General features: G+C 39.8%; 40 protein-coding genes. 34 read left to right on the top strand and 6 right to left on the bottom strand.

The annotated features are described in order from the left end of the window. Positions 1-51 precede the first annotated feature (51 nt). Entirely contained in the window at positions 52-675 is a 624-nt protein-coding gene (gene fabR / locus O3746_RS08565) for an HTH-type transcriptional repressor FabR (protein WP_014064558.1), read from the bottom strand. 25 nt (positions 676-700) lie between these two features. Further along, entirely contained in the window at positions 701-1,606 is a 906-nt protein-coding gene (gene oxyR, locus O3746_RS08560; RefSeq protein ID WP_049364684.1) for a DNA-binding transcriptional regulator OxyR, read from the bottom strand. Between the two features lie 131 nt (positions 1,607-1,737). Between oxyR and pgdx the strand changes: the two genes are divergently transcribed. After that, a complete protein-coding gene (pgdx, locus tag O3746_RS08555) occupies positions 1,738-2,463 on the top strand; it encodes a hybrid peroxiredoxin PGdx (RefSeq protein WP_049364685.1) in 726 nt (241 codons plus the stop codon). Positions 2,464-2,563: 100 nt separating this feature from the next. Here the strand turns inward: pgdx and O3746_RS08550 are convergent, their stop codons facing one another. Next, positions 2,564-2,881 (bottom strand): DUF5389 domain-containing protein, encoded by a 318-nt coding sequence (locus tag O3746_RS08550; RefSeq protein WP_371448623.1) that lies wholly within the window; start codon positions 2,879-2,881, stop codon positions 2,564-2,566. Positions 2,882-2,930: 49 nt separating this feature from the next. On the opposite strand from O3746_RS08550, the gene O3746_RS08545 reads away from it, so the two are divergent. Both O3746_RS08545 and O3746_RS08540 read left to right on the top strand, forming a co-directional pair. Further along, on the top strand, positions 2,931-3,557 hold the full coding sequence (locus tag O3746_RS08545) for a rhomboid family intramembrane serine protease (RefSeq protein ID WP_371448621.1): 627 nt from the start codon (positions 2,931-2,933) through the stop codon (positions 3,555-3,557). Between the two features lie 21 nt (positions 3,558-3,578). After that, positions 3,579-4,334, top strand: a complete 756-nt coding sequence (locus O3746_RS08540; protein ID WP_049373094.1) for a DeoR/GlpR family transcriptional regulator — start codon at positions 3,579-3,581, stop codon at positions 4,332-4,334. 415 nt (positions 4,335-4,749) lie between these two features. Here the strand turns inward: O3746_RS08540 and trmL are convergent, their stop codons facing one another. Together trmL and rsmD are read right to left on the bottom strand one after the other, a co-directional pair. Next, on the bottom strand, positions 4,750-5,226 hold the full coding sequence (gene trmL, locus O3746_RS08535) for a tRNA (uridine(34)/cytosine(34)/5-carboxymethylaminomethyluridine(34)-2'-O)-methyltransferase TrmL (RefSeq protein ID WP_005695079.1): 477 nt from the start codon (positions 5,224-5,226) through the stop codon (positions 4,750-4,752). A gap of 9 nt (positions 5,227-5,235) precedes the next feature. Then, positions 5,236-5,820, bottom strand: coding sequence for a 16S rRNA (guanine(966)-N(2))-methyltransferase RsmD (rsmD, locus tag O3746_RS08530; protein WP_371448617.1), 585 nt, complete (start codon positions 5,818-5,820; stop codon positions 5,236-5,238). A 98-nt stretch (positions 5,821-5,918) separates the two neighbouring features. On the opposite strand from rsmD, the gene ftsY reads away from it, so the two are divergent. The 31 genes from ftsY (at position 5,919) to rplQ (ending at position 23,027) form a co-directional block, all read left to right on the top strand. Continuing rightward, entirely contained in the window at positions 5,919-7,376 is a 1,458-nt protein-coding gene (gene ftsY / locus O3746_RS08525) for a signal recognition particle-docking protein FtsY (RefSeq protein WP_371448615.1), read from the top strand. Positions 7,377-7,390: 14 nt separating this feature from the next. Further along, on the top strand, positions 7,391-8,047 hold the full coding sequence (ftsE, locus tag O3746_RS08520) for a cell division ATP-binding protein FtsE (protein WP_005695082.1): 657 nt from the start codon (positions 7,391-7,393) through the stop codon (positions 8,045-8,047). 9 nt (positions 8,048-8,056) lie between these two features. Further along, positions 8,057-8,989 carry a permease-like cell division protein FtsX gene (gene ftsX / locus O3746_RS08515; protein WP_371448613.1) on the top strand — a complete coding sequence of 311 codons (933 nt, stop codon included), beginning with the start codon at positions 8,057-8,059 and terminating at the stop codon, positions 8,987-8,989. A gap of 320 nt (positions 8,990-9,309) precedes the next feature. Beyond that, positions 9,310-9,621: a 30S ribosomal protein S10 gene (rpsJ, locus tag O3746_RS08510; RefSeq protein ID WP_001181005.1), complete on the top strand. Its 312-nt coding sequence runs from the start codon at positions 9,310-9,312 to the stop codon at positions 9,619-9,621. Positions 9,622-9,637: 16 nt separating this feature from the next. Continuing rightward, positions 9,638-10,264, top strand: coding sequence for a 50S ribosomal protein L3 (gene rplC, locus O3746_RS08505; RefSeq protein WP_005632753.1), 627 nt, complete (start codon positions 9,638-9,640; stop codon positions 10,262-10,264). Between the two features lie 15 nt (positions 10,265-10,279). Then, positions 10,280-10,882 carry a 50S ribosomal protein L4 gene (gene rplD / locus O3746_RS08500; protein ID WP_005695085.1) on the top strand — a complete coding sequence of 201 codons (603 nt, stop codon included), beginning with the start codon at positions 10,280-10,282 and terminating at the stop codon, positions 10,880-10,882. Further along, on the top strand, positions 10,879-11,178 hold the full coding sequence (rplW, locus tag O3746_RS08495; protein WP_005632756.1) for a 50S ribosomal protein L23: 300 nt from the start codon (positions 10,879-10,881) through the stop codon (positions 11,176-11,178). Before rplD ends, rplW begins: the two co-directional genes overlap by 4 nt. Before the next feature lie 17 nt (positions 11,179-11,195). Beyond that, the gene (rplB, locus tag O3746_RS08490; protein ID WP_005640979.1) at positions 11,196-12,017 is read left to right on the top strand and encodes a 50S ribosomal protein L2; all 822 of its coding nucleotides are present in this window, start codon (positions 11,196-11,198) and stop codon (positions 12,015-12,017) included. Between the two features lie 24 nt (positions 12,018-12,041). Then, positions 12,042-12,317 (top strand): 30S ribosomal protein S19, encoded by a 276-nt coding sequence (gene rpsS, locus O3746_RS08485; protein ID WP_005539416.1) that lies wholly within the window; start codon positions 12,042-12,044, stop codon positions 12,315-12,317. An 11-nt stretch (positions 12,318-12,328) separates the two neighbouring features. Further along, positions 12,329-12,661 (top strand): 50S ribosomal protein L22, encoded by a 333-nt coding sequence (gene rplV / locus O3746_RS08480; RefSeq protein WP_005625897.1) that lies wholly within the window; start codon positions 12,329-12,331, stop codon positions 12,659-12,661. Between the two features lie 17 nt (positions 12,662-12,678). After that, the gene (rpsC, locus tag O3746_RS08475; protein ID WP_371448596.1) at positions 12,679-13,386 is read left to right on the top strand and encodes a 30S ribosomal protein S3; all 708 of its coding nucleotides are present in this window, start codon (positions 12,679-12,681) and stop codon (positions 13,384-13,386) included. 13 nt (positions 13,387-13,399) lie between these two features. Beyond that, positions 13,400-13,810, top strand: coding sequence for a 50S ribosomal protein L16 (gene rplP / locus O3746_RS08470; protein ID WP_005695088.1), 411 nt, complete (start codon positions 13,400-13,402; stop codon positions 13,808-13,810). Next, positions 13,810-14,001: a 50S ribosomal protein L29 gene (gene rpmC, locus O3746_RS08465; RefSeq protein ID WP_014064571.1), complete on the top strand. Its 192-nt coding sequence runs from the start codon at positions 13,810-13,812 to the stop codon at positions 13,999-14,001. Before rplP ends, rpmC begins: the two co-directional genes overlap by 1 nt. Beyond that, positions 14,001-14,258 (top strand): 30S ribosomal protein S17, encoded by a 258-nt coding sequence (gene rpsQ, locus O3746_RS08460; RefSeq protein WP_005695091.1) that lies wholly within the window; start codon positions 14,001-14,003, stop codon positions 14,256-14,258. Before rpmC ends, rpsQ begins: the two co-directional genes overlap by 1 nt. A gap of 239 nt (positions 14,259-14,497) precedes the next feature. After that, positions 14,498-14,869, top strand: coding sequence for a 50S ribosomal protein L14 (gene rplN / locus O3746_RS08455; RefSeq protein WP_005619403.1), 372 nt, complete (start codon positions 14,498-14,500; stop codon positions 14,867-14,869). A gap of 13 nt (positions 14,870-14,882) precedes the next feature. Further along, complete coding sequence (gene rplX / locus O3746_RS08450) at positions 14,883-15,194, top strand: 50S ribosomal protein L24 (protein ID WP_005695092.1); 312 nt, start codon at positions 14,883-14,885, stop codon at positions 15,192-15,194. Between the two features lie 17 nt (positions 15,195-15,211). Next, entirely contained in the window at positions 15,212-15,751 is a 540-nt protein-coding gene (gene rplE, locus O3746_RS08445) for a 50S ribosomal protein L5 (RefSeq protein WP_005695093.1), read from the top strand. Positions 15,752-15,762: 11 nt separating this feature from the next. After that, positions 15,763-16,068: a 30S ribosomal protein S14 gene (rpsN, locus tag O3746_RS08440; protein ID WP_014064572.1), complete on the top strand. Its 306-nt coding sequence runs from the start codon at positions 15,763-15,765 to the stop codon at positions 16,066-16,068. A 36-nt stretch (positions 16,069-16,104) separates the two neighbouring features. Further along, positions 16,105-16,497: a 30S ribosomal protein S8 gene (gene rpsH / locus O3746_RS08435; RefSeq protein WP_288329324.1), complete on the top strand. Its 393-nt coding sequence runs from the start codon at positions 16,105-16,107 to the stop codon at positions 16,495-16,497. Positions 16,498-16,512: 15 nt separating this feature from the next. Beyond that, positions 16,513-17,046: a 50S ribosomal protein L6 gene (gene rplF, locus O3746_RS08430; RefSeq protein ID WP_054418440.1), complete on the top strand. Its 534-nt coding sequence runs from the start codon at positions 16,513-16,515 to the stop codon at positions 17,044-17,046. Positions 17,047-17,059: 13 nt separating this feature from the next. Further along, positions 17,060-17,413 (top strand): 50S ribosomal protein L18, encoded by a 354-nt coding sequence (gene rplR, locus O3746_RS08425; protein WP_005695097.1) that lies wholly within the window; start codon positions 17,060-17,062, stop codon positions 17,411-17,413. Between the two features lie 14 nt (positions 17,414-17,427). Next, positions 17,428-17,928: a 30S ribosomal protein S5 gene (gene rpsE, locus O3746_RS08420; RefSeq protein WP_371448592.1), complete on the top strand. Its 501-nt coding sequence runs from the start codon at positions 17,428-17,430 to the stop codon at positions 17,926-17,928. 6 nt (positions 17,929-17,934) lie between these two features. Continuing rightward, the gene (gene rpmD, locus O3746_RS08415; RefSeq protein WP_046339253.1) at positions 17,935-18,114 is read left to right on the top strand and encodes a 50S ribosomal protein L30; all 180 of its coding nucleotides are present in this window, start codon (positions 17,935-17,937) and stop codon (positions 18,112-18,114) included. Positions 18,115-18,118: 4 nt separating this feature from the next. Then, the gene (rplO, locus tag O3746_RS08410; protein WP_005695100.1) at positions 18,119-18,553 is read left to right on the top strand and encodes a 50S ribosomal protein L15; all 435 of its coding nucleotides are present in this window, start codon (positions 18,119-18,121) and stop codon (positions 18,551-18,553) included. 7 nt (positions 18,554-18,560) lie between these two features. Beyond that, entirely contained in the window at positions 18,561-19,886 is a 1,326-nt protein-coding gene (secY, locus tag O3746_RS08405) for a preprotein translocase subunit SecY (RefSeq protein WP_005695101.1), read from the top strand. A 28-nt stretch (positions 19,887-19,914) separates the two neighbouring features. Then, positions 19,915-20,028 (top strand): 50S ribosomal protein L36, encoded by a 114-nt coding sequence (rpmJ, locus tag O3746_RS08400; RefSeq protein ID WP_005625868.1) that lies wholly within the window; start codon positions 19,915-19,917, stop codon positions 20,026-20,028. Between the two features lie 141 nt (positions 20,029-20,169). After that, positions 20,170-20,526 carry a 30S ribosomal protein S13 gene (gene rpsM, locus O3746_RS08395; RefSeq protein ID WP_005548758.1) on the top strand — a complete coding sequence of 119 codons (357 nt, stop codon included), beginning with the start codon at positions 20,170-20,172 and terminating at the stop codon, positions 20,524-20,526. 16 nt (positions 20,527-20,542) lie between these two features. Beyond that, positions 20,543-20,932, top strand: coding sequence for a 30S ribosomal protein S11 (rpsK, locus tag O3746_RS08390; protein WP_005543603.1), 390 nt, complete (start codon positions 20,543-20,545; stop codon positions 20,930-20,932). Between the two features lie 29 nt (positions 20,933-20,961). Continuing rightward, positions 20,962-21,582: a 30S ribosomal protein S4 gene (rpsD, locus tag O3746_RS08385; RefSeq protein WP_005625866.1), complete on the top strand. Its 621-nt coding sequence runs from the start codon at positions 20,962-20,964 to the stop codon at positions 21,580-21,582. A 31-nt stretch (positions 21,583-21,613) separates the two neighbouring features. Beyond that, on the top strand, positions 21,614-22,603 hold the full coding sequence (gene rpoA, locus O3746_RS08380) for a DNA-directed RNA polymerase subunit alpha (protein ID WP_005695102.1): 990 nt from the start codon (positions 21,614-21,616) through the stop codon (positions 22,601-22,603). A gap of 40 nt (positions 22,604-22,643) precedes the next feature. Further along, entirely contained in the window at positions 22,644-23,027 is a 384-nt protein-coding gene (gene rplQ, locus O3746_RS08375) for a 50S ribosomal protein L17 (protein WP_005695104.1), read from the top strand. 57 nt (positions 23,028-23,084) lie between these two features. On the opposite strand, the gene rluA is transcribed toward rplQ, so the two are convergent. Then, the gene (gene rluA, locus O3746_RS08370) at positions 23,085-23,744 is read right to left on the bottom strand and encodes a bifunctional tRNA pseudouridine(32) synthase/23S rRNA pseudouridine(746) synthase RluA (RefSeq protein WP_005695105.1); all 660 of its coding nucleotides are present in this window, start codon (positions 23,742-23,744) and stop codon (positions 23,085-23,087) included. Between the last annotated feature and the right edge of the window lies 1 nt (position 23,745).

Here is a 23,745-nt window from a genome sequence, read left to right as displayed (position 1 = left end):
AAACAACACCCGCAGAGATGCGGGTGTTTTGTTTTAGTTGAAAAGTGCGGTCTATTTTCGCATCATTTTTTCTTTATGAGCGGCGAAGTCGCCACCTTTAGCGAGCATACGGAGCTGTAAGATTACACGTTCTTTTAGCAAATCTTGTTCGGCCTTCGTCATATCTAAGGCATTGGAGCCAGCTGTGAATACGATGGTTACCATGCCTTCTGCCTGTACATAAGAGACATATTGAGAATAGTGATTTTTCTTCGCAATGTATTCAGCTAATTCATCCACAAAGTGTTTGATTTCGCGGGCCGCTGCAGTACGGAAAGCTTGAGAAGTCCCCGAACTTTCACGTAAGAGCAAACGGAACACGTTAGTGCTGTGAGTGATAAATTCAAAAAAGGTTTCAACAGAAACACGGATGACACTGCCGCCGGCATCAATGCGTTTACGCGCTTGGCGCATTAATTGGCGGAGAGTTAAACCTGCTTCATCAACCATTTCTAATCCGAGCTCATCCATATCGCTAAAGTGGCGATAGAAAGAAGTTGGTGCAATACCCGCTTCACGCGCAACTTCACGTAAGCTTAAATTAGAAAAGCTTTTTTCTGCACTCAACTGATTGAATGCGGCGTCAATTAAGGCCCGACGGGTTTTTTCTTTTTGAATTGCTCGAACACCAGCCATTTGGTTTTCCTCAGCTTATGATAAATTATTTTTTATTCGCTAAAATTGATTTAACTTGTTCACTGATCGCATTTGCAACTCGTTCATAACGATTACGTAACGGAGAGCCTGGACGGTAAACAAGCGCAATAGTACGAGCGGGTTCTGGTGAATGACAAGGAATATATTTTACGCCTTTACGTGTGCCTTCATTTAATACAGCAAGTTCTGGCATAAAGGTAATACCTGCATTAGCTGCCACCATATTGCGTAAAGTTTCTAGACTCGTCGCTTGGAAGTGAGAGTCTTCTTTCGCACCTGCTGTAAAACAATAATCCAGTGCTTGATTACGTAAGCAGTGCCCATCATCTAACATGAGCATTTCTTGCCCTTTTAGGGTATTCATGGCAATTTTGCTTTCTGAAGCCCATGGATGTTCTTCTGAAACAGCAAGTAACATTTTTTCATCAAAAATGGGTACTTCGATAAAGGCTTCTGTTTCGGGTACACGAGCCACAATTGCGCAATCTAAGCGACCTGTTTCTAATTGCTCTAATAGTTGATGCGTTTGAGCTTCGTAAAGAAAAACTTCTAAATCTGGGAAAGTTTCTTTTAATGTTGGTACAATGTAAGGAAGTAGATAAGGGCCAACAGTAGGGATGAGTCCAATGTGTAATGGACCGGTCATTTCTTTACCTTGATTGCTTGCCATTTCTTTAAGTAATTTTACTTCACGTAATACAGTGCGAGCTTGCTCAACAAGCAACATACCTGATTGCGTGAAAAGCACTTTACGGCTAGTACGTTCAAGTAAAATAATGCCTAACTCATCTTCGAGTTTGCGGATTTGACCACTTAAAGTTGGTTGGCTAACATTGCAAGAATCCGCTGCACGACGGAAGTGTTTGAATTCAGAAAGGGCAACTAAGTATTCTAAATCACGAATATTCATAGGGTTCTCACTTTATAGAATATGTCAATTAAAAGGATAGAATTAATTGATTGTAACTATATCACAAAACTTTCTATAATGCCTATCAAGTTTTTAAGGCAAATTCATTTAACTAACAGAGGAGACACATTATGTCTAATATGGAAGGAAAAAAAGTCCCACAAGTTACATTTCGTACTCGTCAAGGTGATCAATGGGTTGATGTGACTACATCTGAATTATTTGATAACAAAACAGTTGTTGTTTTCTCATTACCAGGTGCGTTCACACCAACTTGTTCATCATCTCACTTACCACGTTATAACGAACTTGCACCCGTTTTCAAACAACATGGTGTAGATGATATTTTAGTGGTATCAGTAAATGATACGTTTGTGATGAATGCGTGGAAAGAAGCTGAAGAAGCACATAACGTAAAATTCATTCCAGATGGTAACGGTACTTTCACTGAAGGTATGGGCATGTTAGTTGGAAAAGATGATTTAGGTTTTGGTAAACGTTCTTGGCGTTATTCTATGCTCGTGAAAAATGGCGTAGTGGAAAAAATGTTTATTGAACCAAATGAACCAGGCGATCCATTTAAAGTATCAGATGCAGATACCATGTTGAAATACATTGCACCAAATTACCAAGTGCAAGAATCAATCTCAATCTTCACTAAACCTGGTTGCCCATATTGTGCGAAAGCAAAACAGCTTTTACGCGATAAAGGTTTAAGCTTTGAAGAAATCGTATTAGGTCACGATGCAACAATCGTGAGTGTACGTGCAGTTTCTGGTCGTTCAACTGTGCCACAAGTATTCATTGGTGGTAAACACATCGGCGGTAGCGACGATTTAGAAAAATACTTTGCATAATTGATTGCAGGTAGGAATTTTTTATATTTTTGATTATTAGGAACATAATTTAAAAGGGAGCGAAAGCTCCCTTTTGTGTTTTTATCGTCTTGTTATGTTCTTAAGCGTTAAAACCAATGTAGCAAACTGAGATTAAAACTACGTAAAAAATAACCGCACTTAGTAGCAATAATTTTACGGCAAGTTTAGGTTTATGCTGATGTAATTTATAAACTAAACGCGCAATTAAGACTAAAACAAAGGGATAAACCCAAAAGATAATCGAGAAAAGATCGATCTGAAAATCGCTCAGTGTAGGGTTTTTCACAAAAGCAGTAGAAAGCAGAGAGGCCATAGGCCACAGTAAAATGGGTAAACAAAATGCCGCAAGTCCCCAAGCGAAGCCACTAAATCCTGTCGGCATAGTTTGTTTTTTCATAATGAACCTTATATGATGAACAAAATTAAATGAAAAAGGAATATAGCAAATGCAGTCTTTATTTGGTAGTGAAACTGATGCCGTTCAAGAGAGAAAATTGGTGAAACGTCTATTAAGAAAGAAAAAAATTACCTTCATTTTGACCGCACTTTGCGTATTGATTTATCTCTTACAGAGTATAGGGTTTGAAGAGTCGATTATGGATTTGTTCCATTATCCTGCTTATTCTTGGGAAGATCAGGAGATATGGCGTTATTTCACTCATGCTATTGTTCATTTGTCGGTACCGCATATTTTATTTAACCTTTCTTGGTTTTGGTTATTTGGTGGCGCGATTGAGCGCCGATTTGGTTCTCTCCATTTTTTATTATTAGTTTTAGTCTCTGCTGCAGTGAGTGGTGCTGTACAGAATTATTTTACCGGTCCCGACTTTTTCGGGCTATCAGGTGTGGTTTATGCCGTGTTAGGTTATGTGTTGGTGGTAGACAAATTGCACCCGCATAGTTTTGACTTGCCAGAAGGCTTTTTTACAATGTTACTGGTAGGGCTTGTATTTGGCTTTATTAGTCCGCTTTTTGGTATTAATATAGGGAACGCTGCTCACATTTCAGGCTTTATCTTAGGATTGGTTTGGGGATTTCTGCAGAGTAAAATTAGAGCTAAATCGTTTAGCTAATTCAAATTTATAGGCATTTATATGAAGCAATCATTACGCCATCAGAAAATAATTGAGCTTGTAAAGCTAAAAGGATATGCCAGCACAGAAGAGCTGGTTATCGAACTGGAAGTCAGCCCACAGACTATTAGACGAGATCTGAATATCCTTGCAGAACAAGATTTAATTCGTCGTCATCATGGTGGTGCCGCTCCTTCTTCTACCGCAGAAAATTCTGATTACATTGAACGTAAACAATTTTTCCCTTCCCAAAAAAGTGCCATTGCTCGTGAAGTGGCAAAACGTATTCCAAACGGTGCATCCTTATTTATTGATATTGGTACCACGCCTGAAGCTGTTGCAAGTGCCTTGTTAAACCATGAACGGTTACGCATTGTGACAAATAATATCAATGCCGCTCATTTATTACGCCAAAATGAAACTTTTGATATTACAATGGCGGGTGGCTCCTTACGTAAGGATGGTGGAATTATTGGTGAGGCAACGGTTAATTTTATTTCGCAATTCCGTTTAGATTTTGGAATTCTGGGCATTAGTGCAATTGACCTTGACGGTTCATTATTAGACTATGATTACCACGAAGTTCAAGTAAAACGCGCCATTATAGAAAGCTCTCGCCAAACGTTATTAGCGACCGACCATTCGAAATTCTCTCGACAAGCGATTGTGCGATTAGGGGAACTCAAAGATGTAGATTATCTTTTCACTGACGATGTGCCAAAACAAATTGCGGATTATTTAGAAAATAGCAACACAAAGCTAGTGATTTGCAAATAATAGAAATAGGAAGTGCGGCCAAAATTGACCGCACTTTTTTGGTAAGCATCCATGCCTAGCCACTGCTGTTTCGACCAATTCAAAATTAACTTCATTCACCCAACCTCCTTATTGATGTGAGATGAAACTAATTTTGCTGCAATAGTTGTTAAATTTTAGGGATACAAATGGAGGGCAAATCATTCGACTGCCAATTCTTTATTTAGGACAACGGGGAAGGTTTGCTTGAAGAGTCAAGAAAGACTAGAGCTTGATAGATCAAGTGGGTACATCGAGATCCCTCTCTAAATGTAATTTATTTATACTGCTGTTTTGGTAAAAAGGGAATCTTAAAATTATAAATATGTGATCGAGATCACAAATTAAATGCAAAAAGAAAGCTGCTTATTTTTGTGTATAAAATAAGCAGCTATTTTTATCGATTTAAATTCACCGCGCCTTCGTAACCAAGTTGTCGCCAAGCTTCATAAACTGCAACAGCTACCGAGTTAGATAAGTTCATACTGCGGCTATTTGCGGTCATTGGGATACGGATTTTTTGTTCCATTGGCATTTTATCCAAAATAGACATGGGAATACCACGGGTTTCTGGGCCAAACATTAAATAATCCCCTAATTCAAATTGCACTTCGCTATGCGCAGGGCCGCCTTTAGTGGTGAGGGCAAAAAGACGTTTTGGTTTTTCGCTTTCTAAAAAGGCTTCAAAGGTTTTATGTTTTTTGATTTCAGCAAATTCATGATAATCCAAGCCAGAACGACGTAATTTTTTATCATCCCATGTAAAGCCAAGTGGCTCGATTAAATGAAGTCGAAAGCCAGTGTTCGCACAAAGACGAATAATATTTCCCGTATTTTGCGGAATCTCAGGTTCGTATAACACAATATCTAACATAATGATTTCCTAATCTTTTTGATACAGGCGGTAACTCACCATACCTGTGGTTTTTTCTTTCAGTAATTGCCAATTTTCAGGCACACTAAGCGGTTTGTCTTTTTCTGTTTCTACATAAATCAATGCATGAGGTAAGAGCCAATTCTTTTCCTCTAATAGGGTAATTGCTTGTTCAGCTAAACCAAAATGAAAAGGGGGATCCAAAAAAACCACATCAAAGTGCGGTTGATTTTGTGCTTGTTTTAAAAATTCCAAGCTATTTTGATTGATTACTTGAGCTTGTTCATTCGTCGTTTTTAGCGTTTGCAAATTTTTCTTTAATTGATTTGCCACGGTTTTATCCAACTCTAAAAACGTCACCTGTTTCGCTTGACGAGAAAGAGCTTCAAAACCAAGTGAGCCACTGCCCGCAAAGCAATCAAGACAATAGCTATCCACAATATAAGGCATCAACCAATTGAATAAGGTTTCTTTTACACGATCACCTGTAGGACGCAAACCTTCCGCATTTAAAACCGGTAATTTTCGCCCTCGCCAAAGACCTGCGATGATTCGAACTTCGCCTTTGGCATTTTGAACTTGCATTTTTTTCATAAAGAAACAGATTTTTAGTGAAAATTGTGCTTAGTTTAGACGATTTTTTGCTAGAATAGGCAGTATTTTTTAAAGATTTGTGTTTAAGAGAAGAATTTATGTCAGAAGAAAAGAAAAAAGGCGGGTTTTGGGCCTCTCTTTTTGGTCGCAATAAAAAGCAAGAAGAACAAAAAATTGAGCCAACTATTGAAGAGTCATCTGTTGAATCTGCCGATGTTTCGCCTACGAAAGAGATTGTTCACAATAGCGAGAACGTTCAATTAGAACAAGTTGAACAGGAAGAATTACAGGAATTAGCTGAACAACTGCAAGAAGATAAAGCAGAAGAGGTCGTTGTTGAGCACCTTGAACCTATTGTCGAAGAAGTGATTTCACCTGAAAGTGCGGTCAATGTTGAACCTGTTTTAGATACACCGGTGATTGAAACAATTGACGAAGAAACGGTAAAAACAGAAGAAATTTCAACCGCACTTCCTACAGTAGAGCCAGCAGAAAGCATTATTGAACAAGATAATGTCATTGAAGATCTTCCTGTGGTTGAAGCTGAGATTGAGCCTGAAATTGTTGAAGATGTTAAAGACGAATTACGTTCAGATATCAATACTGAAACACAAGAAAAACCAAGTGAAGGTGGCTTTTTTAGTCGTTTAGTCAAAGGCTTACTCAAAACTAAACAAAATATTGGTGCAGGTTTCCGAGCGTTCTTTTTAGGTAAAAAGATTGACGATGATTTATTTGAAGAGTTGGAAGAGCAGCTTTTAATTGCCGATATTGGTGTGCCAACAACCAATAAAATCATTAAGAATTTAACGGAGCACGCAAGTCGTAAACAGTTACAAGATGCGGAATTGCTTTACCAACAACTTAAAGTTGAAATGGTAGAAATTCTAAAACCAGTTGCAAAACCATTGGTCATTGATACGACTAAAAAGCCTTATGTTATTTTGATGGTTGGCGTAAACGGTGTAGGTAAAACAACCACAATTGGTAAATTGGCTCGCAAATTCCAAAATGAAGGTAAATCAGTCATGTTAGCAGCAGGGGATACTTTCCGTGCTGCTGCAGTAGAACAACTTCAAGTATGGGGTGAACGTAACAATATCCCGGTTGTGGCACAAAGTACGGGTTCAGATTCTGCGTCGGTGATTTTTGATGCGATGCAATCTGCCGCAGCACGTAACATTGATATTTTAATTGCGGATACAGCAGGACGTTTACAAAATAAAAATAATCTCATGGATGAATTGAAGAAGATTGTTCGTGTCATGAGAAAATACGATGAAACCGCACCGCACGAAATCATGCTTACCTTAGATGCGGGTACAGGGCAGAATGCAATTAGCCAAGCCAAACTCTTTAATGAGGCGGTTGGGTTAACAGGTATTACATTAACCAAATTAGACGGAACAGCAAAAGGTGGGGTAATTTTCGCCATTGCAGATCAGTTTAATTTACCAATTCGTTATATTGGTGTGGGTGAAAAAATTGAAGATTTACGCGAATTTAATGCAGAAGAATTTATTGAAGCATTGTTTGTTCACGAAAATGAAGAATAAAAAGGAATAATAAAGTGATTCGATTTTCAAATGTCTCTAAAGCTTATCACGGTGCGACTCAGCCGGCCTTGCAAGGCTTGAATTTTCATCTTCCTGTTGGAAGTATGACTTATCTTGTTGGGCATTCTGGCGCGGGTAAAAGTACCTTGCTTAAATTAATCATGGGAATGGAAAAGGCGAATGCCGGTAATATTTGGTTTAATGGTCATGATATTACGCGTTTGTCTAAATATGAAATCCCATTTTTACGCCGCCAAATCGGTATGGTTCACCAAGATTACCGTCTATTAACGGATCGTAGCGTAGCAGAAAATGTGGCGTTGCCATTGATTATTGCTGGCATGAACCCGAAAGAAGCACATACACGCGCATTGGTTGCATTAGATCGTGTGGGCTTACGTAGTAAAGCGAATTATATGCCGCCACAAATTTCAGGTGGGGAGCAACAACGTGTGGATATCGCGCGTGCAATTGTGCATAAACCGCAACTTTTATTAGCCGATGAGCCAACAGGCAACTTAGATGGTGAACTTTCTTTAGGGATTTTCAATCTGTTTGAAGAGTTTAATCGTTTAGGCATGACGGTGTTAATTGCGACACACGATATCAATTTAATTCAACAAAAACCAAAACCATGTCTTGTACTTGAACAAGGCTACTTACGCTATTAAGGATAAAAAATGACAAGACGTATTGATGCTTCTTTTGGCGTGCAAACTGCTTATACTTTGCGTTCAGTTTTGAACGATTTAGTAAAACGTAAATTTGGTACATTGCTAACAATTTTAGTTATTGCCGTGTCTCTTACGATTCCAACGGTGAGCTATTTGTTATGGAAAAATTTACACTTAGCGACAACTCAATTTTATCCGGAAAGCGAGCTAACAATCTATTTACATAAAAATTTAAGTGAAGAAGATGCTAACTTGGTGGTGGAAAAAATCCGTCAGCAAGAAGGTGTGGAATCGTTAAATTATGTTTCTCGCCAAGACAGTTTGAAAGAATTTAAAAGTTGGTCTGGTTTTGGTGAAGAGTTAGACATTTTAGATGACAACCCATTACCGGCTGTGGTGATGGTGAAACCCTCTAAAGCGTTTAATGAATCAGAAAAACGAGCTGAGTTACGTGCAAATTTAAATAAAATTAAAGGCGTGCAAGAAGTTCGACTAGATAATGATTGGATGGAAAAATTGACCGCACTTTCGTGGCTTTTCGCACACGTGGCAATTTTCTGCACGGTGTTAATGACAATAGCCGTATTCCTTGTTATCGGAAATAGCATTCGTTCCGATGTTTATAGCAGTCGTGCAAGTATTGATGTGATGAAGCTATTAGGTGCAACGGATCAATTTATTCTTCGCCCTTATCTTTACACAGGTATGATTTATGCAGTGTTAGGTGGATTTGTCGCAGCCGTATTTAGTAGTCTTATTGTGGGTTACTTTACTTCAGCCGTGAAGTATGTGACGGATATCTTTGCGGTCACCTTTGAGCTCAATGGATTAGGTGTAGGCGAGCTGATCTTCTTATTAGTAAGTTGCTTGATTATGGGCTATGTTGGCGCTTGGATTGCTGCAACAAGACATATTGCAATGTTAGATAACAAGCTGTAGATTTCATTTTATAAAAGTGCGGTCATTTTTTCAGGTGAAAAATACTCGAGAAAATGATCGCACTTTTTTATTTATGGAAATTAATTGAACAAAAAGCTTGCATAATTAGGTGTTTTTGTGTAATATCCACAGGCTTTCAGATATTGAAAGCCGTTTAATGTAATCATTTATTAAACGAGTATTACGATATGTAATACTAACAATGTTTCCGATTTGGAGACTATATAACAGGTAACTTACACCTCCTTTTCTATTTTGAAGTTAGAATTGTGATTGGTGTTAGTTTTTTATTAGCTAAATTTTATTGGAGCTCTGGTCTAATGCAGAACCAAAGAATCCGTATCCGCTTAAAAGCTTTCGATCACCGTTTGATCGATCAATCTACTGCGGAGATCGTAGAAACAGCTAAACGTACTGGTGCACAAGTTCGTGGTCCAATCCCTTTACCAACTCGTAAAGAGCGTTTCACCGTGTTGATTTCTCCACACGTGAACAAAGACGCGCGTGACCAATACGAAATTCGTACACACAAACGTTTAGTAGATATCGTAGAGCCAACAGAAAAAACTGTTGATGCATTAATGCGTTTAGATTTGGCTGCCGGCGTGGACGTGCAGATCAGCCTAGGTTAATTAAGAGGTTATTACAATGATTGGTTTAGTCGGTCGTAAAGTTGGTATGACCCGTATCTTCAATGAAGACGGTGTTTCTGTACCAGTTACCGTTATCGAAATCGAAGCCAACCGCGTAACTCAAGTTAAAACTCTTGAAAACGATGGCTATACTGCAGTTCAAGTTACTACTGGTTCTAAAAAAGCGAATCGTGTAACTAAACCTGAAGCAGGCCATTTCGTGAAAGCAGGTGTTGAAGCTGGTCGCGGTTTATGGGAATTTCGTACTGAAGGTGAAGAATTCACTTTAGGTCAAGAAATCAATGTTGACATCTTTGCAGATGTTAAAAAAGTAGATGTTACTGGTACTTCTAAAGGTAAAGGTTTCCAAGGTGGTGTTAAACGTTGGAACTTCCGTACTCAAGATGCTACACACGGTAACTCTTTATCACATCGTGTACTTGGTTCTATTGGTCAAAACCAAACTCCAGGTCGTGTGTTTAAAGGTAAAAAAATGGCAGGACATTTAGGTGCTGAGCGTGTAACCGTTCAATCACTTGAAGTTGTTCGTGTAGATGCTGAGCGTAAATTGCTATTAGTAAAAGGTTCTGTACCTGGTGCTATCAATGGCGATGTTATCGTTAAGCCGGCAGTTAAAGCATAAGTCTAGGAGATAGAGATGGAATTACAAGTTGTAGGTGCAAACGCACTAACTGTTTCTGAAACTACCTTCGGACGTGAGTTTAACGAAGCTTTGATTCACCAAGTTGTTGTTGCTTATGCAGCAGGTGCTCGTCAAGGTACTCGTGCGCAAAAAACTCGTGCTGAAGTGTCTGGTTCAGGTAAAAAACCTTGGCGTCAAAAAGGTACAGGTCGTGCTCGTTCTGGTGATATCAAATCACCAATCTGGCGTTCTGGTGGTACAACCTTCGCGGCTAAACCACAAGATCACAGCCAAAAAGTGAACAAGAAAATGTACCGTGGTGCTATCAAAAGCATTCTTTCTGAATTAGTTCGTCAAGACCGTTTGGTTGTTGTTGAAAAATTCGAATTAGATGCACCAAAAACTAAAGTATTAGTACAAAAATTAAAAGATTTAGCAGTTGAAGATGCGTTAATTATCACAGCAAGTTTAGATGAAAATCTATTCTTAGCAGCACGTAACTTATATAAAGTTGATGTACGTGATGTTCAAGGTATCGATCCAGTTAGCTTAATCGCTTTCGATAAAGTGATTGTTACTGTTGACGCTGTGAAACAAATTGAGGAGATCCTAGCATGAGTCAAGAACGTTTGCTAAGCGTGCTACGTGCACCGCACATCTCTGAAAAAGCAACTAACAATGCTGAAAAATCTAACACTGTTGTACTTAAAGTTGCTTTAGATGCGAACAAAGCTGAAATTGCTGCTGCTGTTGCTCAATTATTTGAAGTAAAAGTTGACTCAGTTCGTACTGTGGTTGTTAAAGGTAAAACTAAACGCCGTGGTAACAAAATGGGTCGTCGCAGCGACTGGAAAAAAGCTTATGTAACTTTAGCCGAAGGCCAAAACTTGGACTTCGTGGACAGTGCAGAGTAATCGGAGGAAATTAGAGAATGGCTATCGTTAAATGTAAGCCGACCTCCGCTGGTCGTCGTCACGTTGTTAAAATCGTGAACCCTGAATTATACAAGGGTAAACCTTACGCGCCTCTTCTAGATACTAAATCTAAAACTGGTGGTCGTAACAATTATGGTCGTATTACCACTCGCCACATTGGTGGTGGTCATAAACAACATTACCGTTTAATCGATTTCAAACGTAACAAGTTAGATATCCCAGCGGTTGTTGAACGTTTAGAATATGATCCAAACCGTTCAGCTAACATTGCTTTAGTGCTTTATAAAGATGGTGAACGCCGTTATATCTTAGCACCTAAAGGTTTGTCAGTTGGCGATCAAATCCAATCTGGCGTTAACTCACCAATTAAAGTGGGTAATTCATTACCAATGCGTAATATCCCAGTTGGTTCAACAGTACATAACGTTGAATTAAAACCAGGTAAAGGCGGTCAAATCGCTCGTTCTGCTGGTGCTTATGTACAAATCATCGCTCGTGAAGGCAACTACGTAACTTTACGTTTACGTTCAGGCGAAATGCGTAAAGTATTAGCTGAATGTGTTGCTACAATCGGTGAAGTTGGTAACTCAGAACATATGCTTCGCGTATTGGGTAAAGCTGGTGCTAACCGCTGGAGAGGCATTCGCCCTACAGTTCGTGGTACTGCAATGAACCCAGTAGATCACCCACACGGTGGTGGTGAAGGTCGTAACTTTGGTAAACACCCAGTAACTCCTTGGGGCGTTCAAACTAAAGGTAAGAAAACTCGTCACAACAAACGTACTGATAAATATATCGTACGTCGTCGTGGCAAATAATTTAAATTAATAAGAGGATAAGCCATGCCACGTTCTCTCAAGAAAGGTCCTTTCCTTGACCTACACTTGTTGAAGAAGGTAGAGAAGGCGGTGGAAAGCGGGGATAAAAAACCAATCAAAACTTGGTCCCGTCGTTCAATGATCATTCCTTCAATGATCGGATTGACCATCGCAGTCCATAATGGTCGTCAGCACGTTCCTGTTTATGTATCTGATGAAATGATCGGCCATAAATTAGGTGAATTTGCACCGACTCGTACATACCGCGGTCACGCGGCAGATAAGAAAGCTAAGAAATAAGAGGTAAATAGATGGAAACTATCGCAAAACATCGTTACGCTCGCACTTCTGCCCAAAAAGCTCGCTTAGTTGCCGATTTAATTCGTGGTAAAAAAGTTGCGCAAGCATTAGAAATCTTAACTTTTACTAACAAAAAAGCTGCGGCTTTAGTGAAAAAAGTATTAGAGTCTGCTATTGCTAACGCAGAGCATAATGATGGTGCAGATATCGATGATCTTAAAGTTGCTAAAATCTTCGTTGACGAAGGTCCTAGCATGAAACGTGTTATGCCACGTGCTAAAGGTCGTGCAGATCGTATTTTAAAACGTACTAGCCACATCACTGTGGTTGTGTCAGATCGTTAATAAGTAGAGGAATAGCAATGGGTCAAAAAGTAAATCCAAATGGTATTCGCCTAGGTATTGTAAAACCTTGGAACTCTACTTGGTTCGCGAATACACAAGATTTCGCCGACAATCTTGACGGTGACTTCAAAGTACGCAAATTCTTAAATAAAGAATTAGCAAACGCTTCGGTTTCACGTATTACTATTGAGCGTCCAGCTAAAAGTATTCGTGTAACAATTCACACAGCTCGCCCTGGTATCGTTATCGGTAAAAAAGGTGAAGATGTTGAAAAATTACGTAACACAGTGTCTAAAATCGCTGGCGTTCCGGCTCAAATCAACATTGCTGAAGTGAAAAAACCGGAATTAGATGCAAAATTAGTTGCAGACAGCATCGCTTCTCAATTAGAACGTCGTGTAATGTTCCGTCGTGCTATGAAACGTGCGGTACAAAGCGCAATGCGTTTAGGTGCTAAAGGTATCAAAGTTGAAGTTAGCGGTCGTTTAGGTGGTGCAGAAATCGCACGTTCTGAATGGTATCGTGAAGGTCGTGTACCTCTACATACTCTTCGTGCGGACATCGATTATAACACTGCAGAAGCTCATACTACATACGGCGTAATCGGCGTTAAAGTATGGATCTTCAAAGGTGAAATTTTGGGTGGAATGGCTGCAGTTGCGCAATCAGAACAACAACCTGCCGACAAGCCTAAAAAGGCTCCGCGTGGCAAAGGTCGTAAGTAAGGAGAAACGCTAAATGTTGCAACCAAAACGTACAAAATTCCGTAAAGTTCACAAAGGCCGTAACCGTGGTATCGCGGGTGGTACTGAAGTTAGCTTCGGTACATTCGGGTTAAAAGCAGTTGGTCGTGGTCGTTTAACCGCTCGTCAAATTGAAGCGGCTCGTCGTGCAATGACACGTGCAGTTAAACGTCAAGGTAAAATCTGGATCCGTGTTTTCCCAGATAAACCAATTACTGAAAAACCATTAGAAGTCCGTATGGGTAAAGGTAAAGGTAACGTTGAGTACTGGGTAGCCTTAATCCAACCGGGTAAAGTACTTTATGAAATGGATGGTGTGTCTGAAGAGATCGCAAGACAAGCATTTGCATTAGCAGCTGCTAAATTGCCAATCAAGACTACCTTCGTAACTAAGACGGTGATGTAATGAAAGCTCAAGATTTACGTACAAAAAGTGTTGAAGAGCTGAATGATGAATTAGTGAACCTTTTAGGTGAACAATTCAAATTGCGTATGCAAACAGCCACCGGTCAGCTTCAACAAACCCATCAGGCTAAACAAGTGCGTCGTGATATCGCACGCGTTAAAACCATTTTAACTGAGAAGGCGGGTGAGTAATGACTGATAAAATTCGTAGCGTACAAGGTAAAGTTGTTAGCGACAAAATGGAAAAATCTTTCGTTGTTGCTATTGAACGTAAGGTAAAACATCCGTTATACGGTAAATTTATCCGTCGTACAACTAAATTACACGTACACGATGAGAACAACGAAGCCAAATTAGGTGATGTAGTAGAGATTCGCGAATGTCGCCCTCTCTCTAAAACCAAATCTTGGACTTTAGTTCGTGTTGTTGAGAAAGCAGTTATTGCTTAATTAACAAGTTAAAAAATAAAAGCCAATGGTTTATACCGTTGGCTTTTTTCTTTCTAAGACTTGCTAAAAAATAATGAAAATTTGACCGCACTTTAAACACTGTGATTTAAGTATAAAATTTTGATTGCGTTTCTAGCTTGATTTTGGTAAACTCCGCCACCTATCCGCCATATATCTTTATAAGGTATGGATAGGTTCGTCCCGCAAGGGTGTATTATTAACTTAACGGAGCATAAAATATGATCCAAGAACAGACTATGCTGGATGTTGCCGATAACTCTGGTGCTCGCAGCGTAATGTGTATCAAGGTTCTAGGTGGATCGCACCGTCGTTATGCTGCTATTGGTGATATCATCAAAGTTACTGTGAAAGAAGCAATTCCACGCGGTAAAGTTAAAAAAGGTGATGTATTAAAAGCAGTTGTTGTGCGCACCAAGAAGGGTGTTCGTCGCCCAGACGGATCAGTCATTCGCTTCGATGGTAACGCTTGTGTAATTTTAAACAATAACACAGAGCAACCAATCGGTACTCGTATTTTTGGACCGGTGACTCGTGAACTTCGTTCTGAGAAATTCATGAAGATCATTTCTTTGGCACCAGAAGTACTGTAAGGAGAAGTGAGAAATGGCTGCAAAAATTCGTCAAAACGATGAAGTAATCGTACTTGCCGGTAAAGACAAAGGCAAGCGTGGCAAGGTAACTAAAGTGTTACCAAACGGTAAAGTGTTTGTTGAAGGTATCAACATCATCACTAAACATGAAAAACCAGTTCCTGCTTTAGGACAAGCTGGTGGTTTAGTGAAAAAAGAAGCGGCTATCGATGCTTCTAACGTTGCGATTTTCAATCCAAAAACAAACAAAGCTGACCGTGTAGGTTTTAGATTCGAAGACGGCAAAAAAGTACGTTTCTTCAAATCTAACAATGAAATTATCTAACAAACTGGAGTAATGCGATGGCGAAACTGCATGATTACTACAGAGATCAAGTAGTAAACGAGTTAAAAAATAAATTCGGCTACAAATCTGTCATGCAAGTCCCACGAATCGAAAAGATTACCCTGAATATGGGTGTGGGTGAAGCATTGACCGATAAGAAATTGCTAGACAACGCAGTAGCGGACTTAGCAGCAATTAGCGGTCAGAAACCTTTAGTAACTAAAGCTCGTAAATCTGTTGCTGGCTTTAAAATCCGTCAGGGATATCCAATCGGTTGTAAAGTAACACTACGCGGTGAGCGTATGTGGGAGTTCTTTGAACGTTTAATTACAATTGCTGTTCCACGTATTCGTGACTTCCGCGGTTTAAGCGCGAAATCATTTGATGGTCGTGGTAACTACAGCATGGGTGTGCGTGAACAAATCATCTTCCCTGAAATCGATTACGATAAAGTAGATCGTGTACGTGGTTTAGATATCACTATCACAACTACCGCTAAGAATGATGAAGAAGGTCAAGCACTACTTGCTGCCTTTAATTTCCCATTCCGTAAATAAGGCAGGTTATAATGGCAAAACAATCAATGAAAGCACGCGATGTAAAACGCGTTAAATTGGCTGAAAAATTCTTCGCTAAACGTGCAGAATTAAAGAAAATCATTTCTGATGTCAATGCCTCTGACGAAGATCGTTGGGATGCAGTGTTAAAGTTGCAAACTTTACCACGTGATTCTAGCCCTAGTCGTCAACGTAACCGTTGCCGCCAAACTGGACGTCCTCACGGCGTTTTACGTAAGTTTGGTTTAAGCCGTATTAAGGTTCGTGAAGCTGCTATGCGCGGTGAGATCCCTGGCCTTAAAAAAGCGAGCTGGTAATATACCACTTTATTTTGGAATCGGAGAAAAAGTACAATGAGTATGCAAGATCCAATCGCAGATATGTTGACTCGTATTCGTAACGGTCAAGCTGCGAACAAAGTTGCAATCAATATGCCTTCTTCCAAGCTAAAAGTGGCAATTGCCAACGTATTAGCTGCTGAAGGTTATATCGAAAGCGTTAAAGTTTTAGAAGGTGCAAAACCTGAATTGGAAATTACTTTAAAATATTTCCAAGGCAAACCGGTTGTAGAAAGCATCCAACGTGTAAGCCGTCCAGGTCTTCGTATTTACAAACGTAAAGACGAATTACCAAAAGTTATGGGTGGTTTAGGTGTTGCTGTAATTTCTACATCTAAAGGTATTATGACTGACCGTGCAGCTCGTCAAGCGGGCTTAGGCGGTGAGATCATCTGTTACGTAGCTTAATAGAGAGGTAGGAAAATGTCTCGTGTTGCAAAGGCACCTGTTAATATTCCTGCCGGCGTTGAAGTTAAACTCGACGGTCAGCTATTAACAGTAAAAGGTAAAAATGGCGAGTTATCTCGCACAATTCATAACTCAGTTGAAGTTAAACAAGATAATGGTCAATTTACTTTCACTCCACGTGAAGGTTTTGTTGGAGCGAATGCTCAATCGGGTACAGCTCGTGCATTAGTTAATGCAATGGTTATCGGTGTTACTGAAGGCTTCACTAAGAAATTACAACTAGTGGGTGTTGGTTACAGAGCTCAAATTAAAGGCAACGCAGTTGCATTAAGTTTAGGTTTCTCTCACCCCGTGGAGCACACTTTACCAGCAGGTATTACTGCAGAATGCCCTTCACAAACGGAAATCGTTTTAAAAGGTGCAGACAAGCAGTTAATTGGTCAAGTTGCAGCAGATATTCGCGCTTATCGCCGTCCTGAACCTTATAAAGGTAAAGGTGTACGTTACTCTGATGAAGTAGTACGTATGAAAGAGGCTAAGAAGAAATAATTAAGGTAACACTATGGATAAGAAATCAGCTCGTATCCGTCGTGCAGCTCGTGCACGTCATATGATGAGAGAGCAAGGTGTAACTCGTCTAGTTATTCACCGTACTCCGCGTCATATCTACGCACAAGTTATTGCACCAAACGGTTCAGAAGTGCTTGCCGCTGCTTCAACTGTTGAAAAAGCAATTCGTGAGCAAGTTAAATATACCGGTAATAAAGATGCCGCAGCAGTAGTAGGTAAACTTGTTGCTGAGCGCGCATTAGCAAAAGGCGTTAAAGACGTTGCTTTTGACCGTTCCGGTTTTAAATATCATGGTCGTGTCCAAACTTTAGCGGACGCTGCACGTGAAGCTGGTCTACAGTTCTAATGAGGTAAATTGAGATGTCAAACATCGAAAAACAAGCTGGTGAACTGCAAGAGAAGCTAATCGCAGTAAACCGTGTATCAAAAACTGTAAAAGGTGGTCGTATTATGAGCTTTACTGCTTTAACGGTAGTAGGCGATGGTAACGGTCGCGTAGGTTTTGGTTATGGTAAAGCTCGTGAAGTTCCGGCAGCGATCCAAAAAGCGATGGAAAAAGCACGTCGCAATATGATTAATGTCGCTTTAAATGAAGGTACATTACAACACCCAGTTAAAGGTGTTCACACTGGTTCTCGCGTATTCATGCAACCAGCTAGCGAAGGTACAGGTATCATCGCTGGTGGTGCAATGCGTTCAGTGTTAGAAGTTGCTGGTGTACGTAACGTTCTTTCTAAAGCGTATGGTTCAACCAACCCAATCAACGTTGTTCGTGCAACTATTGATGCATTAGCAAATATGAAATCACCAGAAATGATTGCTGCTAAACGTGGCAAAACCGTTGATGAAATTTTGGGGTAATTGATAATGGCTAAAACTATTAAAGTAACTCAAGTTCGTAGCGCAATTGCTCGTTTACCGAAGCACAAAGCTACCTTGCGTGGTCTTGGTCTTCGCCATATGCACCATACTGTTGAGTTAATCGATACTCCGGCAGTACGTGGTATGATTAACCAAGTTTCATACATGGTTAAAGTGGAGGAGTAAGAGAATGCGTTTAAATACTCTATCTCCGGCTGAAGGTGCTAAGCACAGTGCAAAACGCCTTGGTCGTGGTATTGGTTCAGGTTTAGGAAAAACTGGTGGTCGTGGTCATAAAGGTCAAAAATCTCGTACTGGCGGCGGTGTTCGTCGTGGTTTCGAGGGTGGTCAAATGCCATTATACCGTCGTTTACCAAAATTTGGTTTCACTTCAATGAAATCAGCTGTAACTGCTGAAGTTCGTTTAAACGAATTAACAAAAGTTGAAGGAAATGTTGTCACTTTAGAAGCGTTAAAAGCTGCAAACATTTTAACTAAAGATATTCAATTCGCTAAAGTTATCTTAGCTGGTGAAGTGAAATCTGCAGTTACTGTACGTGGTTTACGTGTAACTAAAGGTGCAAAAGCAGCGATCGAAGCTGCTGGCGGTTCAGTTGAGGAATAATTAGCAAATGGCTAAACAACCAGGTTATCAAAGCAGAAGTACTAATAGTGGTACTGGTGAACTAAAAAGCAGATTGCTTTTTGTATTAGGTGCACTTATCGTTTATCGTATTGGTTCTTTTATTCCGCTTCCTGGTATTGATGCCGCCGTGCTAGCTCAATTAGTTGAACAACAAAAAGGCACCATCATTGATATGTTAAACATGTTCTCTGGTGGTGCATTGAGCCGAGCATCAATTTTAGCATTAGGTATTATGCCGTATATTTCGGCATCTATCGTGATGCAATTGCTTGCTACGGTTTCACCTGCTTTAGCAGAATTGAAGAAAGAAGGTGCAGCAGGACAAAGAAAAATCACCAAGTATACTCGTTATGCAACGGTGGTTTTTGCTACTATCCAAGCTATCGCAATTTCTACCGGTTTACCGAATATGTTGCCACAGTTAGTGCCAAATATCGGTTTTACTTTTTACTTCACTGCAGTAGTGAGTCTTGTGACCGGAACCATGTTCTTAATGTGGTTAGGTGAGCAAATTACTGAAAGAGGTATTGGTAACGGTATCTCAATTCTTGTTTTTGGTGGTATTGTTGCAGGGTTGCCACATGCAATCATCGAAACAGTTGAGCAAGCTCGTCAAGGACAAATGCATCCTTTAGTTCTTCTACTAATCGCTGCTATTGTTTTTGCAGTAACTTATTTTGTTGTCTTCGTAGAACGTGGACAACGTAGAATTCGTGTTGAATATGCTAAGCGTCAACAAGGACGTCAAATTTTAGGTGGTCATTCAACTCACTTACCATTAAAAGTTAATATGGCAAACGTAATGCCAGCAATTTTTGCTTCAAGCATTATTTTATTCCCTGCCACATTGACACAATGGTTTGGTCAAAATGATAAGTTTGAGTGGTTAAATGACTTATCAATGTTGTTGAATCCTGGACAACCTTTATATCTTCTTGTTTATGCGGTAGCGATTATTTTCTTCAGTTTCTTCTATACTGCAATGCAATATAATCCACGTGATACAGCAGATAATCTAAAAAAATCTGGTGCATTTATCCCAGGAATTAGACCAGGTGAACAAACATCTCGTTACATTGATAAAGTAATGACTCGCTTAACATTAATCGGCGGTCTTTATGTAACGTTCGTATGTTTAGTCCCTTACATTATGACATCAGCATGGGATGTTAAATTCTACTTCGGTGGTACTTCCTTATTAATCGTTGTTGTTGTAATTATGGATTTTATCGTGCAAGTTCAGAGTCACTTAATGTCGTCTCAATATGAATCTGCGTTAAAAAAAGCAAACCTTAAAGGTTTTGGACAGTAATTGTTCATTTAAGTAAAAAGGATAAGCAATGAAAGTTCGTGCTTCCGTTAAGAAGATGTGTCGTAACTGTAAAATTGTTAAACGTGAAGGTGTTGTTCGCGTATTATGCAGCGACCCTAAACATAAACAACGTCAAGGTTAATTAACATTTCTTCTTGCAAAGAACCGGTTGAGTAGTTATACTACTCAACTCATTTATGTCCTTGGTGTTCTGTTTGAGTATCCTGAAAACGGGCTTTTCAAGATCAGAATACCAAATTAGTTAAAATAATAGGAGTGCATAGTGGCCCGTATTGCAGGCATTAACATTCCTGATCACAAACACGCTGTAATCGCTTTAACTGCAATTTACGGTATCGGTAAAACTCGTTCTAAAAGCATTTGTGCTGCAGCGGGTATTGCTGAAGATGTTAAGATCAGCGAATTGTCTGAAGAGCAGATTGACAAACTGCGTGACGAAGTTGGTAAATTTACCGTTGAAGGTGACTTACGTCGTGAAGTAACACTAAACATCAAACGTCTTTTAGACTTAGGTTGTTACCGTGGTTTACGTCATCGTCGTAGTTTACCGGTACGTGGTCAACGTACTAAAACTAATGCGCGTACCCGTAAGGGTCCACGTAAGCCGATCAAAAAATAGTCGGGGTAAATAAAGAATGGCTAAAACACCAGTTCGTGCACGTAAACGTGTAAAAAAACAAGTTGTAGATGGCGTAGCACACATTCACGCATCTTTCAATAATACAATCGTTACCATTACTGACCGTCAAGGTAATGCTTTAGCTTGGGCTACAGCAGGTGGTTCAGGTTTCCGTGGTTCTCGTAAATCTACCCCGTTCGCTGCACAAGTTGCTGCAGAACGTTGTGCTGAAATCGTTAAAGAATTCGGCTTAAAGAACTTGGAAGTTATGGTTAAAGGTCCGGGTCCGGGTCGTGAATCAACAATCCGTGCATTAAATGCAGCGGGTTTCCGTATCACGAACATCACTGATGTGACTCCGATTCCTCATAACGGTTGTCGTCCACCGAAAAAACGTCGTGTTTAATGGCGTAATAGGATAGTTGGAGAAAGAAAATGGCAAGATATTTGGGCCCTAAACTCAAGCTCAGCCGTCGTGAAGGCACTGATTTATTCCTTAAATCAGGTGTGCGTGCGATTGATTCAAAATGTAAAATTGATACAGCACCAGGTCAACACGGTGCTCGTAAACCGCGTTTGTCTGACTATGGTAGTCAATTACGTGAAAAACAAAAAGTTCGTCGTATCTATGGTATTTTAGAACGTCAATTCCGTAACTACTATAAAGAAGCAAACCGTTTAAAAGGTAATACTGGTGAAAACTTACTAGTATTATTAGAAGGTAGATTGGATAACGTTGTTTATCGCATGGGATTTGCTGCAACTCGCGCAGAAGCTCGTCAATTAGTGAGCCACAAAGCGATTGTCGTAAATGGTCGTGTTGTAAATATCCCATCTTTCCAAGTTTCTGTAAATGATGTCGTTGCTGTTCGTGAGAAATCTAAAAAACAAGCACGTATTAAAGCATCATTAGAATTAGCAGAACAAAGAGAAAAACCAACTTGGTTAGAAGTTGATTCTGCAAAAATGGAAGGTGTGTTCAAACGTGTTCCTGAACGTTCTGATTTATCAGCAGACATTAACGAACATCTGATCGTTGAGCTTTACTCTAAATAATAGTTAAGCTTAAAAGCAAAGAGAGGATAAAATGCAGGGTTCTGTTACAGAATTTTTAAAGCCACGCTTAGTAGATATCGAGCAAATTAGCTCTACTCATGCTAAGGTGATCTTAGAACCGTTAGAGCGTGGCTTTGGTCATACTCTAGGGAATGCATTACGTCGTATCCTTCTGTCTTCAATGCCAGGTTGTGCTGTAACTGAAGTAGAAATTGATGGCGTACTGCACGAATATAGTAGTAAAGAAGGTGTTCAGGAAGATATTCTTGAAGTTCTTTTAAACCTTAAAGGTCTAGCGGTTAAAGTACAGAATAAAGATGATGTTATTCTGACATTAAATAAATCTGGAATTGGCCCTGTTGTTGCAGCAGATATCACCCACGATGGTGATGTTGAGATTGTTAATCCATCACATGTAATCTGTCACTTAACAGACGAAAACGCATCTATTAATATGCGTATTCGTGTTCAACGTGGTAGAGGTTATGTACCTGCATCTGCTCGTACTCATTCACAAAATGAAGATCGTCCAATTGGTCGTTTATTAGTAGACGCTTGTTATAGCCCGGTTGACCGTATTGCTTACAATGTTGAAGCAGCACGTGTTGAACAACGTACTGACTTAGATAAACTAGTTATCGAGTTAGAAACTAACGGGACTATTGATCCGGAAGAAGCAATTCGTCGTGCAGCAACAATTTTAGCAGAGCAACTCGATGCATTCGTTGATTTGCGTGATGTTCGTCAACCTGAAGTCAAGGAAGAAAAACCGGAATTTGATCCGATTTTATTACGTCCTGTTGATGACTTAGAGTTGACAGTTCGTTCTGCTAACTGTTTGAAAGCAGAAACAATTCACTATATCGGTGACTTAGTACAACGTACAGAAGTTGAGTTATTAAAAACGCCTAATCTTGGTAAGAAATCTCTTACTGAAATTAAAGACGTTCTCGCTTCACGTGGCTTGTCACTTGGTATGCGCCTTGAGAATTGGCCACCAGCAAGTATTGCTGAAGACTAGTTTGGTCATAGGTTAAGATTTTTCTGAGAAGGATAAGATCATGCGCCATCGTAAGAGTGGTCGTCAACTAAACCGTAATAGCAGCCATCGCCAAGCGATGTTCCGTAACTTAGCAAGTGCTTTAGTTAGTCATGAAATCATCAAGACAACTTTACCAAAAGCTAAAGAATTACGTCGTGTAGTTGAACCGTTAATTACATTAGCAAAAGAAGATAGCGTTGCAAACCGTCGTTTAGCATTCGCTCGTACTCGTAACATCGAAACTGTTGCGAAATTATTCAATGAATTAGGTCCACGTTTTGCTCAACGTGCAGGTGGTTACACCCGTATCTTAAAATGTGGTTTCCGTGCAGGTGACAACGCTCCAATGGCATACATTGAGTTAGTTGATCGTCCAGAAGTTGCAGAAGCAGCAGCGGAATAATAATTTGTTATAAAATGAAAAGGCTCACTAATGTGAGCCTTTTTTATATTTCTTTTTCTAGAATTCAGCTTCAGCTCTGAATGTCATTTTTTCACCTGTAATAGGATGAGTAATCGTAAGTTCTTCTGCATGTAAGCATAGGCGAGGCGACATCGCTTTAGCTTGTGGGTGAGAATAAAACTTGTCTCCTAAAATTGGATGTCCTAGTGCAAGCGTATGCAAACGTAGTTGGTGCGAACGTCCTGTGATTGGTGTTAGTTTAACTCGAGTGCAGTTAGTCGGTAACCGTTCTAAAACTTCATAAAACGTGACCGCTCTTTTGCCGAAAACAAAATCAATGCGTTGGCGTGGGCGATTTTCCCAATCACAAATCATTGGAAGATTAATTTCCCCACTATCTTGTTCTAAGTGTCCCCATACTAAAGCTTGATAATATTTCTTTGGCTCACGTTCACGAAATTGACGTTTCAACTCTTTATCTGCCGCTTTACTTAATGCAAATAGAATAATCCCACTTGTGGCCATATCTAAACGGTGTGCAGGTTCACAAAATCCAAATTTCTCTTTTACCCGACTCATTGCACTATCGTAGTATTCAGGTTGATTGCCAGGAACTGAAAGTAAACCGCTTGGTTTATTTACCACGCAGATATGATTATCTTGGTAGATAATATCTAAATACGGTTCTAAAGGGGGATGGTATTCAATAAGTGCCATA

The organism is Haemophilus sp. 27098_8_127, from assembly GCF_041433495.1.
GTDB lineage: Bacteria > Pseudomonadota > Gammaproteobacteria > Enterobacterales > Pasteurellaceae > Haemophilus_D.
This window is presented reverse-complemented; position numbering and strand designations above follow the sequence as displayed.

Bases quoted from the DNA above. Each gene is read 5' to 3' on its own strand.
- fabR (WP_014064558.1), bottom strand. From the start codon at position 675: ATGGCTGGTGTTCGAGCAATTCAAAAAGAAAAAACCCGTCGGGCCTTA.
- oxyR (WP_049364684.1), bottom strand. From the start codon at position 1,606: ATGAATATTCGTGATTTAGAATACTTAGTTGCCCTTTCTGAATTCAAA.
- pgdx (WP_049364685.1), top strand. From the start codon at position 1,738: ATGTCTAATATGGAAGGAAAAAAAGTCCCACAAGTTACATTTCGTACT.
- O3746_RS08550 (WP_371448623.1), bottom strand. From the start codon at position 2,881: ATGAAAAAACAAACTATGCCGACAGGATTTAGTGGCTTCGCTTGGGGA.
- O3746_RS08545 (WP_371448621.1), top strand. From the start codon at position 2,931: ATGCAGTCTTTATTTGGTAGTGAAACTGATGCCGTTCAAGAGAGAAAA.
- O3746_RS08540 (WP_049373094.1), top strand. From the start codon at position 3,579: ATGAAGCAATCATTACGCCATCAGAAAATAATTGAGCTTGTAAAGCTA.
- trmL (WP_005695079.1), bottom strand. From the start codon at position 5,226: ATGTTAGATATTGTGTTATACGAACCTGAGATTCCGCAAAATACGGGA.
- rsmD (WP_371448617.1), bottom strand. From the start codon at position 5,820: ATGAAAAAAATGCAAGTTCAAAATGCCAAAGGCGAAGTTCGAATCATC.
- ftsY (WP_371448615.1), top strand. From the start codon at position 5,919: ATGTCAGAAGAAAAGAAAAAAGGCGGGTTTTGGGCCTCTCTTTTTGGT.
- ftsX (WP_371448613.1), top strand. From the start codon at position 8,057: ATGACAAGACGTATTGATGCTTCTTTTGGCGTGCAAACTGCTTATACT.
- rpsJ (WP_001181005.1), top strand. From the start codon at position 9,310: ATGCAGAACCAAAGAATCCGTATCCGCTTAAAAGCTTTCGATCACCGT.
- rplC (WP_005632753.1), top strand. From the start codon at position 9,638: ATGATTGGTTTAGTCGGTCGTAAAGTTGGTATGACCCGTATCTTCAAT.
- rplD (WP_005695085.1), top strand. From the start codon at position 10,280: ATGGAATTACAAGTTGTAGGTGCAAACGCACTAACTGTTTCTGAAACT.
- rplW (WP_005632756.1), top strand. From the start codon at position 10,879: ATGAGTCAAGAACGTTTGCTAAGCGTGCTACGTGCACCGCACATCTCT.
- rplB (WP_005640979.1), top strand. From the start codon at position 11,196: ATGGCTATCGTTAAATGTAAGCCGACCTCCGCTGGTCGTCGTCACGTT.
- rpsS (WP_005539416.1), top strand. From the start codon at position 12,042: ATGCCACGTTCTCTCAAGAAAGGTCCTTTCCTTGACCTACACTTGTTG.
- rplV (WP_005625897.1), top strand. From the start codon at position 12,329: ATGGAAACTATCGCAAAACATCGTTACGCTCGCACTTCTGCCCAAAAA.
- rpsC (WP_371448596.1), top strand. From the start codon at position 12,679: ATGGGTCAAAAAGTAAATCCAAATGGTATTCGCCTAGGTATTGTAAAA.
- rplP (WP_005695088.1), top strand. From the start codon at position 13,400: ATGTTGCAACCAAAACGTACAAAATTCCGTAAAGTTCACAAAGGCCGT.
- rpmC (WP_014064571.1), top strand. From the start codon at position 13,810: ATGAAAGCTCAAGATTTACGTACAAAAAGTGTTGAAGAGCTGAATGAT.
- rpsQ (WP_005695091.1), top strand. From the start codon at position 14,001: ATGACTGATAAAATTCGTAGCGTACAAGGTAAAGTTGTTAGCGACAAA.
- rplN (WP_005619403.1), top strand. From the start codon at position 14,498: ATGATCCAAGAACAGACTATGCTGGATGTTGCCGATAACTCTGGTGCT.
- rplX (WP_005695092.1), top strand. From the start codon at position 14,883: ATGGCTGCAAAAATTCGTCAAAACGATGAAGTAATCGTACTTGCCGGT.
- rplE (WP_005695093.1), top strand. From the start codon at position 15,212: ATGGCGAAACTGCATGATTACTACAGAGATCAAGTAGTAAACGAGTTA.
- rpsN (WP_014064572.1), top strand. From the start codon at position 15,763: ATGGCAAAACAATCAATGAAAGCACGCGATGTAAAACGCGTTAAATTG.
- rpsH (WP_288329324.1), top strand. From the start codon at position 16,105: ATGAGTATGCAAGATCCAATCGCAGATATGTTGACTCGTATTCGTAAC.
- rplF (WP_054418440.1), top strand. From the start codon at position 16,513: ATGTCTCGTGTTGCAAAGGCACCTGTTAATATTCCTGCCGGCGTTGAA.
- rplR (WP_005695097.1), top strand. From the start codon at position 17,060: ATGGATAAGAAATCAGCTCGTATCCGTCGTGCAGCTCGTGCACGTCAT.
- rpsE (WP_371448592.1), top strand. From the start codon at position 17,428: ATGTCAAACATCGAAAAACAAGCTGGTGAACTGCAAGAGAAGCTAATC.
- rpmD (WP_046339253.1), top strand. From the start codon at position 17,935: ATGGCTAAAACTATTAAAGTAACTCAAGTTCGTAGCGCAATTGCTCGT.
- rplO (WP_005695100.1), top strand. From the start codon at position 18,119: ATGCGTTTAAATACTCTATCTCCGGCTGAAGGTGCTAAGCACAGTGCA.
- secY (WP_005695101.1), top strand. From the start codon at position 18,561: ATGGCTAAACAACCAGGTTATCAAAGCAGAAGTACTAATAGTGGTACT.
- rpmJ (WP_005625868.1), top strand. From the start codon at position 19,915: ATGAAAGTTCGTGCTTCCGTTAAGAAGATGTGTCGTAACTGTAAAATT.
- rpsK (WP_005543603.1), top strand. From the start codon at position 20,543: ATGGCTAAAACACCAGTTCGTGCACGTAAACGTGTAAAAAAACAAGTT.
- rpsD (WP_005625866.1), top strand. From the start codon at position 20,962: ATGGCAAGATATTTGGGCCCTAAACTCAAGCTCAGCCGTCGTGAAGGC.
- rpoA (WP_005695102.1), top strand. From the start codon at position 21,614: ATGCAGGGTTCTGTTACAGAATTTTTAAAGCCACGCTTAGTAGATATC.
- rplQ (WP_005695104.1), top strand. From the start codon at position 22,644: ATGCGCCATCGTAAGAGTGGTCGTCAACTAAACCGTAATAGCAGCCAT.
- rluA (WP_005695105.1), bottom strand. From the start codon at position 23,744: ATGGCACTTATTGAATACCATCCCCCTTTAGAACCGTATTTAGATATT.